This window comes from Paenibacillus sp. YN15 (assembly GCF_003285005.1).
Taxonomy (GTDB): Bacteria; Bacillota; Bacilli; order Paenibacillales; family NBRC-103111; genus Paenibacillus_AR.
The window spans coordinates 1-13,122 of the sequence record NZ_QMFA01000005.1 but is presented as its reverse complement, the minus strand read 5'-3'; the positions used below and the strand labels follow the sequence as shown (position 1 = coordinate 13,122).

General features: G+C 58.6%; 3 protein-coding genes. All 3 read left to right on the top strand.

What is annotated here, in order from left to right:
• Positions 1–3: 3 nt before the first annotated feature.
• The 3 genes from DQG13_RS05985 to DQG13_RS05975 all read left to right on the top strand — a co-directional run bounded on the left by DQG13_RS05985 (position 4) and on the right by DQG13_RS05975 (position 12,766).
• Positions 4–2,949, top strand: coding sequence for an FAD-dependent oxidoreductase (locus tag DQG13_RS05985; protein WP_113018840.1), 2,946 nt, complete (start codon positions 4–6; stop codon positions 2,947–2,949).
• A gap of 48 nt (positions 2,950–2,997) precedes the next feature.
• A complete protein-coding gene (locus tag DQG13_RS05980) occupies positions 2,998–5,235 on the top strand; it encodes a heparinase II/III family protein (protein WP_181592606.1) in 2,238 nt (745 codons plus the stop codon).
• A gap of 91 nt (positions 5,236–5,326) precedes the next feature.
• Positions 5,327–12,766 (top strand): S-layer homology domain-containing protein, encoded by a 7,440-nt coding sequence (locus DQG13_RS05975; protein WP_113018838.1) that lies wholly within the window; start codon positions 5,327–5,329, stop codon positions 12,764–12,766.
• Positions 12,767–13,122: the final 356 nt, after the last annotated feature.

Sequence of the window (13,122 nt, the reverse complement as noted above, 5' to 3'; positions counted from 1 at the left end):
CTTATGGGAGGGATGAATATGAAGCCGGCGGATGTTATTGTGCTAGGGGGCGGATTGGCTGGCTGCATGGCCGCCAAGCATGCGGCGGAGCTGGGCTTGAGAACGGTTGTGATTGAGCGGCGGGGTGGGCTGGGGCATGAGCTTGCGGCCACAGGGCGGGCCTGGCTGTTGAACGGCGGCACGGGCTCGGAGTTGCCGGTACTGCTGGGCAGTCTCAAAAAGAAGCTGCTGGCAGACCAGTTGGAGGCGGGGGCGCTGCCGCTCTTCTTCTCGGCCCCCGCAGCTCTGGCGCTGGGTGACAAACGGGCTGCAGGGGTGCTTATCGGCAACCAGTACGGCCTGCAGTTTCTTCCTGCCCGGGCGGTCATCGACACAACAGCGGCCGGTGTTGCCGCAAGACTCCTGGGCGGAGGCGGCGATCCGCATAGCGGAGAGGCTGTCGTGCGGTATGTGGCGGAGATGGAGAACATCGGCTATTATTTTGAAAAAACTATGGAGGTTCCCCCGGAGCTCGGGCTGTTGGACGACAGAATCACGCTGCATGAGGGAGTCCGCAGCCGCTCTCTTTACGTGGAATTTTCCTTCCCGGCAAAAATAGATTCCGCTCGGCGGAATACAAAAGCTATCCTGGCCAGCGAGGCCAAGCGAAGGGCGTACAGGCTTGTATGCTGGCTAAGGGAGCATGCGGAGTTTTTTTCCGGCTCCCGGCTGAGCCACCTTCCTGCGGAGGCGTGGGTGGAGGAGCAGGGCGGAGACGGAGTTGCTGCCTCATGTCCCGGCCTCTATTCATACTCCGGGAGGCTGCATCCCAAGATGTCCACGAGGGATATGGACCGCCTGGAACAGGAAACCCGGACGCTGGCGGAGCGGGTGCTGCGGGAGCTTCCTCCAGAGCAGCCGTCCGTTCTCCGGTTTGTTTCCGGGTTAACGGAGATCCCGGTGTCCGCCTGCAGGCTGTCATCCTTCAGGGACCGGGGGATGGAGGTGGAATTGCAGCGGGCGGAGTTTGATTACGGACTGATTCGGGAACGGCTGGAAGCGCCTGTGCTGGTAGCCGGACTGGGAACCTCCGGCATGATGGCGGCCCGCGCCCTGTGGGACAGCGGCATGGCAGCGCTGCTTCTGGAAGCCAACAGCGAGCTGGGGGGAACCAGCGTAGTCGGGCTGGTAAACGGGTATTGGAACGGCTTCAGGGAAGGGATGGTGCGGCGGCGCGACCATGAGGTGATGGAGATTTCCCGCCAAGTTGCTGGCACCGGCAATGCTACCCATCTTTCAGCATCCATTATTGCCAACCATCTTCTGATGGAGCCTCATGCGGATTGGTGCCACACGGGAACGCTGCTGTGCGGAACTCTGGTATCGGCGGACCGCAAGGCAAGGGGAGCGGTTGCTGTGGATGAATTCGGCTTGTTTGCCATCGATGCGGACATCACCATTGATGCCACGGGGGACGGGGACGCGGCTTTTCTGGCTGGCTGCGACTATGAATTCGGCGATCCCCGGGACGGGGTCACTCAAACGGCAAGCCAATGGGGCGAGGAGCTTTGGGAGACGCGAACCTTTAAGGACACCCGCTATTATTCCGATTTGGATGCGATCTATAACGACCGCTATTCGGAGCTGCTCCGGGGCATCTGTCTGGCCCACCGGCGCAACAGCGATTACCGTTTCTCCGATATGCTTGCTGTGCGGGAATCCCGCCGGATTATTGGGGAGTATCAGCTGACAGTGGGAGATATTGTGCGGGGAATAGTTCCTGCCGATTGTGTGGGCGTGACTTTGACCCCCTTTGACTTTCACGGCATCCCTTCCAGCTGGCTGGCGAACATGGGCCTGTACGCCACCCATGACAAGCTGAGGGCCCGCATTCCGTACCGCGCTTATCTTCCCCGGGGCCTGGACGGCCTTCTGGTGACGGGCAAGGCCTTCTCCGCCACCCGGGATGCCGGCTGTATCTGCCGCATGAATGCCGACTTGCGCCATGCGGGGTACACGGTAGGGCTGGCCGCGGCCATGGCCTTCCGGCAGGGCTGCGGCGTGCGTGAGCTCGATGTGGCGGCCCTGCAAGCCAGGCTCCTGGAATTGGGCATTTTGCCGGAATGGGCGCTGGAGCAGGAGGCTGCAGACGGGACAATGGTCTTTGCAGGAGGCAAAGTGGAGCTGCTGCGGACTATGCTGGCGCCCCGGAAACAGGCGGTGGCAGAGGGACGCCGGCTGCTGGAGCAGGGGGAAACGCAGGATCGGCTGGATATTTGCAAGGTGCTGGCCTGGTTTGAGGAAGAGGATGCTCTGGATGAGGTCGCCCGTAGGCTCACAGAGCTGATGGATGCCGGAGGAATGGAGCAGCCGGCTATGTCTCCGCTCGCTAGCAATAAAGAAATGTATTTGGAAATCAATCATTGTCTGGCTCTCATCGGCAAAATCGGCAACACCAAATACAGGCATGTGCTGCTCCGGGCGCTGTCATTGGCCGGTCCGGGGGGACCTGTCCGGCATGAAGCTACGCTGTACCATCAGAGCCGCATCGACGGCTGGAGGGTACCCCATTATTCCCGCCTGATGACCCTTGCGGCCGCTTGCGAACGGCTGGCGGACCGGGAGCTGGCGCCTCACCTGGAGCGTCTTCTGGACGACCCCGTGCTGTCGGGATACATATCTCCCGGTCGCCATGAAGGGGTGAAGCCGTTCTTTTGCTCCTATCTGGAGCTGTGCCTCTCCCGGGCTGCAGCACGCTGCGGAAGCGCAGCCGGTGCGGAGCGGCTGGCCGGCTATCTGGAGGATGCGCGCTATGTGCTCAGCGAGGCGGCTCATAAGGAACTGACGGCCATAACGGGCGCTGACTTGGGTTTCGATGCTGGCCGTTGGCGGGTATGGCTGCAAGCCAGGAGCCCGCTGCCGCCGGCTCCCTACCGCGGGCCTGTGCCGGGGTATGACATTCCGCAATAAAATCTGTCCGACTCTGGAGTCGCTGTCAACATGCAAGGAGGAAAAAGCATGCGTCTGATCCCCATCAATTTAGCCGAAGCGATTTTTGAGCCTTTTTGGGACCCGGCCCTCAGCCAGTTGGAGCAATGGACCGTTCATACCGCCGGAGAGGAAGGGCGCCGGGTAGAGCAAAATTGGTGCAACGTGCAGTTTTTTTGGGAGAAGCCCTCCCCGAGCCATCAGGTGCTGCATATGGAGCGGAGCTGCCAATTGGATGCCGCAGGTTATGACACCCTGGTGGTGTCCGCTGTGCTTCCGGAGGACGGCTGGCTGGTAATCACCGCTGTCACCAGCAAGGGCACTGTCAGCAGGACCACGGAGCAGGGTGGCAAGGTGGAGGAGGGGCTCACCCTTCCCCATGCGTGCTGTCTGCTTCAGCTTAGGCTGGAGGCCTACGCCAAAGCTGACCGGGCAGCTTCCGGCTGGCTCAACTGGATGGGGCTGCACAACAGTGGTCTGCTGAAGCGTTATGCGGAGCAATGGAACTGCTTTGACGGGAAGTGGGAGGGGTATCTGACAGAGGAGGGTTTTGAGCCCTCTTATAAGCCCTGTTACGGTATTGCCGTTACGGAAGAGGAATTGGCTTCAGGACGCAAAGAATATCAAGAGGAGTTGGCCTGCACAGGCACCAGCGTGTATATTGAGCTGGTCCGCCCCTTTCTGGAGGAAGCGCCGGCGCCGGAGCGGCAAATCCGGGAGTACGCCCGCTTCTGGCAGGACTCCCGCTTTGCCAGAGTACGGGAGAATGACCAGTACATTGTATCGCCTGGTTCCAGACTTCTGATGCACGGGCTGTTGGCTCGGGACAAGGGGTCCCTGCGTCTGGCGGCACGCTATGCGCTGTCGCTGTGCATGATCCCCAACTGGTGCGACGGGTTTATCGCCCGTTATCCCGGAGGGGTCTTTGAACACCGCGCCTTCGTACAATCGCTGATCGTCACTGATTTGGCTTATATTCTGGACGGTGCGGGAGAGCTGTTTACGCCCCTGGGCCGGGAGCTCATCCAACGGCGAATGATGGAAGAAGGACTCGCCGGGATCAACTTCATAACCTGGAAGCACTCGTACATCTTCGACTGCAACCAGTTGGCCTGGTTCACGGCCGGGCGGCTGCTGGGCTATGCCGTGTTGTCCCGGGAATATCCCCGGATACGGCCCTATATGGAACAGGCCTACCGGGAAATTTGCGAAAGTATGGATCGCGTGGTGGAACAGGACGGCTCTACCCTGGAGGGGCCCACCTATTTCATGTGCCAGCCCGATAAAGGCGGCTCCGGCATCTATTACTACGCCCGCGCGCTGGCCCGCCCCTTTGAACTGCTTTTGCCGGAGCGGCTCCGGCTGACGGGGGATTACATCGACGCCGTATTCTCCACAGATAAGGAGCGAGACTTCATTACCATTTGCGATTGCGGTCCGCGGGCCTCTTTGCGAGGCGCGGCAGTAATGGCCCGACTGTTGCCCGACAGCTTGTGGGTGAACCTGTTCCACAAGATCAGAAGCCGCAATCCCGGCATGTGCGGGGATCTCATGACAGAGGAGTTGGCCAGGAGCATTCCGTCCCGGAATAATCCGCCCAAGCCCTTTGTCCGTTTGCCCGAGGCAGGCTATATCTCCTCGGTCAGGTCTCTCAACGGAGGCTGGTTGAAGCTTTTTATTATGGGGCACAAAGCGGGAGCGGGGCATACTCATGAGGACAAGGGCAGCTTTGTCATCGAATACGCGGGGGAAACCTTTGCCATGGACCCAGGCACCTGCTCCTATAGTTCTCCTCTCTCTGTGGAGCTCCAGCATTGCCAGTGGCATAACATGTTGATTCCCGGAGGTATGCCGGAGCGCCCTCATCCCCACCGTCCGCTTGTGGCGGATGTGAAGCCTGAAGGCTGGGGAGACGGGCAGCAGGTGGAGGTGCTTGCCGATCTCGGCGTCAGCTTTTCCTGCTATTACAAGCGCTGGACACGCCGGTTCTACTCTTCTTCGCCCGCGCTTCTCACAGTGACTGACGACTATGAGCTTGTCCGGGGCAATAGAGTGGATTTTCTGCTGCATACCCTGCTGCCCTGCCAGATAAAGGGAAGGGGGGTGGAAATCAGAGGGAAAAATGGCCGTTGTACAATAAACGTTCCCGAGGGCTGCCGGATTGCCATCCAGGAGCTGCCCTACACGGACGGGCAGATTATGCACCGACTGAGGATTGGCCAAACAGGCGTCAGCGGACGCTTGGAGGTGGAATTTATTTTCTCATGACCGGAAAAGCGCTTCGGCGCTTTATTTCCGCAAGCGAATGAATGCGCTTACTTAATTTGGAATCCACAGAGTATACGGGGAGGGCTTCAATTTGAAAAAAATCATCTATTGGATCATCGTGGCAGTGCTGCTGGCTGCCTCATTGCCCGTGGCTCCCTATGCCATGGCAGAGGACAACGGGACAAGAAGGGGGCTTGCCAACACTCGCTACAAGCTGCTGACCGAACACAGGCTGAAGGTAGGCTATATCGGCGGTTCCATCACGGTGGGATCGGGCGCGTCCAATCCGGATTACAGCTGGCGGGCCAAAACCACCAAATGGCTGAAGGAAACGTATCCCGCTGCAGAGATTTTCGAGATCAACGCCGGAATCGGCGGCTTCGGTTCCATCCCCAATGTCTTCCGTGCCAAAAACCAGCTTTTGCAGGGGCAGCCTGATCTGGTTTTCATTGATGCCGCCGTCAATGACTATAACCAGAATGAGCAGAACGTGAAGAACAGCATGGAAGGGCTGATCCGGCAGATTTACCAGGCCAATCCCTACGCGGATATCGTGATAGTGTATGCCTTAAACCGGAGCGGTGCGGAAACGGATTATGCCAACGGGCAAAGGATGAAGTCCGTACGGTGGCATGACGAGATTGCCGGGCATTACGGCATTCCGGCGGTGAATGTGGGCTATGCCCTGTATCAGGCGCTAGCGTCCGGCAATGAGGAGGCGACCTGGGACCTGATGTTCCGGGACAATGAACACCCTACCGACGAAGGGTATTCCATTTATGCCGACAGCATGCGGCAGTATCTGATCCAGGAGCTGGCCCAGCCTGTCCCTGACCTTCTCCAGGCCTATGACATGCCTGCCAAGCTTCATGCCGGAGCCTTGGATCGGGCGGATCTGGTAGACGGCTATGAGCTGGCGGTTCACGGCTTTGCCCGCACCGAAGCCTCCATGGGAGGACGCCATCCCCACATGATCGAAAGCGATCAGCGCAATGCAACGGTGGTCATTAACTTCCGGGGCACGGCTGTGGGCTTGTACTGGCTCAAATCCCTGGATGCCGGCTATGTGGAATGGCAGATCGACGATGGCCTGCCCCGGCTGCTGTCAGGTTGCGACAGTACGGCGCTGACCGGGAGTGCCAGAGGCACCTACGATATGCTGGCCATGGATTTGCCCGAGGGAGAGCATACCCTGATCCTGCGGGTAACCGGGGATCATGTGGCAGGGGCAACCGGGGCCTGGGTTCGGCTGGGCGGCATCTTCGTAGCGGAGCGTTCCCTGGTTCCGGCGGAGCCGCTGATTATCGGGGAGCAGGAGGAGGAACCGCTGGAATTGCTGTTTGAGGAGAACTTCAACGCTCCTCCGGTGGGCTGGAACATCAACAGTGCGTTCACGCGGGTGCAGCGGCCCGGAGGCGCTGCCCAGGATATGAGCATGTACATTCCCGCCGGATCGGCGAACAAAAGTATGACCCGTTCGCTGAACGACTATGAGGGAACCATGACACTGGAGACGGACATCCGCTATGAGGGCGCCGCCAGGCAGATCAAAATTCCTGACATCCTGATTAATGGCAATCAACAGGGGGTGTTGGTTTCCATTATCAACAACAAAGTATCTGTGCCGTACTTGAATGACCAGGGGGCCAATGTAAGAGCAGAGACGGCTGCTGCGGCAGGCGAATGGCACCGGATCGTGATTGAGCTGAGCACAGTGACCGATACCTTTACCATGTGGGTAAACGGCAAGGTGCTGGTTCAGAACGTCAAATTCTATAACGGGAACCAGGCGGATACCATTTCCCAGATCCGCTATGCGGCCACCAATGCGGCGGACCCCGCCTTTTATGTGGACAATGTGAGAGCCTATAAAGGGCCTGCCAGGTTTCCCCCGAAGGAAAAGACACTGGCGGATTACATGTTGCGCGCCGTACTGGTAAGAGAGAATGATGCAACCGCATATATGACCGGCTTTAAATCGGAGCTAAGTGCGGCTGCGTACCGGCAAAACGGCATTCTGATGGTGCCGCTGCAGGAGCTGGCAGAAGGCTTTCATGCCGACAGCGCCTTGGATGAGTTTACGGGAACCCAGACGGTTTCCCTGCATGGCCGCAATGCTGTGATTCAGGCAGGAGCCAATGGTGTGCTGGTGGATGGAGAGTTGGTTGCCACGGACGCGCCCGCCCTGATCGTAAATGGCCGCATGCATGTCAGCTTGGCAACGGCTGCGGCAGCGTTGGACAAGGAGCCTCTGGAGGAGGCTGGAAGCGGCATGGCTTTTTTGGCAGAGCGGGGAACCCTTCCTCTGGCGTCCGATCTGACCCGCGTCCTGATCGAAGCGGCTGCGCTGTTTGAGGAGGCGGCCCTGCCCGCCGCAGAGCTGTATGTGTCCCCCTCTGCCCAACCGGGGGGCGAGGGAACCGAAGCGCATCCCTTTGCCTCTCTTGAGGAAGTCCGGGTGAAGGTCCGCCAGCTGCTGGCAAGCGGGAGTACCGGGGATATTCATGTGAATCTGCGGGAGGGAACCTACCGGCTGGACAGCACCTTCGTCCTTACGGGGGAAGACTCGCCCGGCGATCCATACAAGGTGACCTACCGGTCCTACGGGCAGGAACGGGCGGTGATAGAGGGAGGCCAGCGGATTACGGACTGGGAGCCTTACCGGGACGGCATCTACAAGGCGGCTCTTCCGGCAGGCGTGAATCCCCTGACCCTCTATGAAAACAAGCAGCGGGCGGTGATGGCCCGCTATCCTGACAAGGGATATTCCAGGGCCGTTGCGGCGGATGTAAACCCGAAGAGCCGGTTCCGGTTTGCACCGGGTGATGTTCCGCAAGTAGCCCATCCTGAGAAGCTGATGGTATATGCCTGGCCCGGGGGACCGGCGGGGTATTATAACTGGTCTACTATGCGCGCCGGAGTGACCGGGGTAGATTACGGCCGACAGATGGTCTATCTGGATCGGGATATGACCTACGAAATGGGGACCGGCTCCCGCTATTATGTATACAATGCGTTGGAGCTTCTGGATGCACCGGGGGAATACTATGTCGATCCGGTGGAAAGTATGCTGTATTATAAGCCTTACGGAGATATTGCGGCCAGCGAAATCGTATTGCCGGCTGTCTTCGATCTGGTTTCCATCGCAGGCACGGAGGAGGCCCCTGCCCGCAACATCGTTCTGGACGGACTGGAGCTGCGCAATACGGAACTGAACAAAAGCCTGGTCTCCATTGCTGATGCCCGCAATATCGAAGTAAGGAACTCGGAGCTGTACAACAGTGGCCACATCGGCGTTCACATCAAGGAAAATGCCAAGAACAACCGGGTAGAGAATAATCTGGTTTATCAAACGGGCTTTTACGGGATATTTATTGTCGGCAAGGCTAATACCAAAGTCAATGAAACCTACGGCAATGCCGTTGTCAATAACCATGTGCATCATGTTGGCGAAATGAACGGCAACGCAGCGGGCATCCGGGTTATGCACGCCTCCTATTCGTATATTGCCTACAACAAGGTGGACCATTCGCCCCGGAACGGAATTCATATCTACGGTGTCCCCGACCCCAATATTATGGGCAAGGTGATCGACGATGTGACGGTAACGGCAGGAAATGTCAACGACTTCAAGGTGGCCCGCTACAATACGGTGATTTACAATGACGTATCCCAAGTGGTGCAGGATTCCCAGGATACCAACGCCATCGGCATGTGGGGCGCGGGCATGCGCAATGTAATCCGCAAGAACCGGATTCATGACAATGACCAGCCCCAAGTTACCACCGATGCCTCCCATTCCTTCTGGTTTCCCATGTATCTGGATGAAAACTCCAACGGCGAATGGCTGGAATCCAATATTTTGTACCGCAATCAGCTTCAGGGCGGCGGTACGCTGCGGGCAGGTTTCCACACCAATGCGTCCAAGAGTCCACGGGTGCTGAACAATCTGTTTCTGGATACCCGCTACCGGAATGCGCCTATTAATTCCAATGACATGAATGCCACGGACCGCACCTCCAAGAATCTGCTGGCCATGCGGAATATTCTCAGCGGCTTTAACGGCGGCGTCTACAGCTTCATGAAGTGGACTGCGGATACGGTGGAGCATGTGGACTATAACCTTCTGAACAGCGGGGACGGCGAATACCTGATCAGGGGCAGTTCCCCGTTTCAAACCTTTGCGGAATGGAAGGATTACGGGGATTTGAAGTATGACGCCAACTCGCTGATCGGCCAGCCGCAGTTTGTGGCGGAGGAAACGGGAGATTACCGCCTCCGTTACGGCTCTCCCGCGTATGCGGTGGGCTTTGAGGATATCAATGTCAGCGATATCGGTCTGAGAAGCGACTTTCTCTTTGCCGAACAAACGGATACAATCGCCGGTCTGTATGTTTACGCAACCGGAGACTCCGACAAGAAGGCTTGGGCCGCTGTCCATGCGGGGGACAGCGTGCAGCTTGCAGCCGATCTGCGGACGCAGAACGGCTACGCGGTTGAAGGCCGGCAGGCAACGTTTGCCTATACCGGCGGCGACCCCGCTGTGGCGACAGTGGACGGCAGCGGGGTAGTTCATGCCGTAGGCAAGGGCAGGGCGGTGATTGCGGTGACCGCGGAAAAAGGCGGGAAAACGTTGCAGACCTCTTTTGAAGTGGTGGTGGAGGATGCTCCGGCCGAACTGCACATCACCGGGGTAAAGTCCATGTACGAGATGGGGGACAGTTTCGATCCGGTTGTACTGGTCAAGTCCGAATTCGGCCATTTGACCCGGTACAACGATGTTGTCCTGAGCGCTCCCGATCCCGGCATCAGCATTGAGCAGCGGACTGTTACCGCACTGGCTCCCGGTATGTATACGATCCGCGCCGTCTCCTTATCGGACCCGGAGCTTACGGCGGAGGCAAACTTTGCGGTCAGCGGGGAATTGCTGGAAACTGTGGAGGTAACGGTGAATAAGGAGCTGTACCGGGCGGGGGAGGAGATTATTGCCGATTATCGCCTGTTCGGATCACAGGGCAGCGAAATCGATAAAGAACTGGCAACGATTCGTTGGAGCGGGGACGGAGACGGGATTATCCAGGTGGCAAACGGAAAAATCCTCGTCCTCCAGGAAGGAGTGGGCACACTCAGCGCAACGGCGGAGATCGGGGGCCGGATTCGCACGGGCACCATCAAAGTGGCGGTCATGCCGGCTGATGCCCAACTGCCTCCCGGCTTTCACTTTCGCAATTATTCGCCCAGTGCTGCCGAAAAAACAGTGGGCTATGCCTACGCGGAATCGGAGAGAATCCGCTTGGTGACCACCGGCAACGATGCCTGGGGCACAGCGGACAGCATGACCTTCCTGGCGGCGGAGGCGGAGAACAAGGAGCGGATCACAGTTACTGTGGCGGTATATGCGCTGCAGAATCCCCCCGTCATCGACGGAACCGGCGAGGTAGCGATTCATGCTGCTGCCGGAGTGATGATGCGGGCCGGGGATTCGCCGGACAGCCATAACGTGTTTGTCCGTTACCGGCTGAACGGGGATGTCATCATGTCGTACCGGAATGAGACCTATCCCGCCACCAGCTATCAGAAGGGAAAGGCTCCGGGCAAGCCGGTGGAGCTGAAGCTGGAGAAGGAAGGCAACCGCTTTACCGGATATTATAAAAATGAAGCGCGAGAATGGGTCAAAATTGCCAGCGTGGCCTGCGAAATGGGCAACCGGCTGCTGGTGGGCGTCGGACTGCAAAGCGGCAGCAAAGGGAACATGAACAGCGCGGAGTTTGGGGACATCCTCATTGAGCCAGATGTGCTGGCGCCGGTTTTGACGCCGGGGCCTATCCAGCGGGTAAGCGCCGGGGAGGCGCTGGCGGCCTTCACCTCCAATGAAGCAGGCCGCTACTATTATGCGGCGGTTGTCCGCGGTGCGGCTGCCCCCGTCATCGATACCACGGTAGCCGATACCGTGTATGGAGCAGTATATGCGCAAGTGGAGCATACCTTCCTGGCAGGGGGCCTGCTGCCCCAGGCCATGGATCTCTATATTACCGCGAAGGATGAAGCGGGAAATGTCACCTATCCTCCGCTGAAGCTGGAGATTCCCGCTTACGGGGATGACGGAGAGGGAGGCTCAGGCGGAGAAGAGGGCGGCGGTACCCCCGGCAACGGCGGCAATGAAGGCGGCGGCCCAGGTGGAGAGAACGGGGAAAGCCCTGGCAGCGAAGAGGAGGAAGCAGGCCAGAGGGCCGGAGAGGCTGCTCCCGGGGCGGATGACACCTCCTCCCCTGGAAGAGCTGCCATTGTGCTGGACGGCGTCCGTTATCCGGAAGCCGGGGTTTTGCACCGGTATACCGAGGAAGGCCGGGAAAAAGCAGAGCTGACCCTGGATGAGGAGGCGCTTCTTGGTCTGCTGGACAAAGCAAGGACCGGCTTGCGGCTTGTCTTTCCGTTTCCTTCGGGGACGGAAGAAGCCGCAGGGATCATAAGCGGGCGTTTGCTTTCGGCGCTGGCCAAAAAACAAACACAACTTTCCATCCAAACAGAGATGGGCAACTATGAGCTGGACACCGCAACAGTCAGCCTTCAGGCGCTATTGAACCCTCGGAAGTTAGCGGGAGCGGAGCCGGAGGAGACGGAGCTGCGGATCAGCCTATCCCGGCCTTCCGCCCAGGCGCTCCGGCTGTTGGAGAAAGCGGCGGTGTTGGAGGGTGCGGCGCTGCTGAGGCCGGCATTGGAATGGTCTGTGGACGCGGTCTATCAGGGAGAGCGGACCCGGATTAGCTCCTTGGGAGCATACCTGCGGATTCAGCTGCCTGTTCCCCAGGAGGGGACAACTGCCGCAGGGATTCCCGCAGCCGTCGGGGTGGATTCCCAGGGGGGCATATACCCGGTTCCCGTCCGTTTGACGGAAAGCAACGGCATGCGGTTCTATGAAATCAGGAGCCTGAACAGCGGGCTTCTGGCCGTGGTTTCCCGGTCGGTTTCATTCCGTGATACAGCGGGGCATTGGGCCGGCGAGAGCATCTCCGCCATGGCCTCCCGCTTGATTGTCGAGGGTGTCCGGGAGGGGGAATATGTTCCGGACGGGGAAGTCACCCGGGCGCAATTCGCCGCATTGCTGGTGCGGGCCTTGGGGCTGGAGCCGGCGGGGCATACAGGCTTGTACCCGGATGTGCCGGCAGAGCAATGGTACCAAGGCTATGTGGAGGCAGCCGCCTCTTACGGCCTTGTCCATGGTTATGAGGACGGCAGCTTCCACCCCGATGAACAGGTCAGCCGGCAGCAAGCGATGGTGATGCTGGCCCGAGCTGTGGAACTGACCGGAAGCGACCTATCCGTCAAGTCCGGGATGGGCCGGAGGCCGCTGGTCGATTACGAGGATTACGGGCAGGTGGACAGATATGCCTTGACCGCTGCGGAAATATGTCTGGAGTCCGGCATGATCTCCGGCCGCACGGATACCGTGCTGGCTCCCGGAGAAACCGTTACCCGGGCGGAGGCGGCAGTGATGCTGGAGCGGTTATTGAGGCAGTTGGGCTTCATTTGAACATCCGGCTCTGTCACAGCATTTCAGCCTGGTTCCGCACCGTATTGACCACTGTCAAAAATATTGGAGTTTTTCAAAAAATTGCGTGTAACCTGCCATGAGAACTTCAAGCTACACTAAAATTAGTTTCCAAAGGATCAGCTTTCAAAAAAGTCCAGCGGTAAGATGTCAAGCCCCTGAAAGAAGCGAATTGGAAATTTTATTGGGGCTGGGGGCCAACGTAAGGTCCAAAAAGGCATTACCAAAGAAGACCAGTCAAAATCAAGTTGTTTACCAGATTTTAACTGGGAATTCGAGAGGACTCAGCTAAAGGAGGCGTTACCCCTTCGCGCGATTCACCTTCCTCTTCGGCGTGT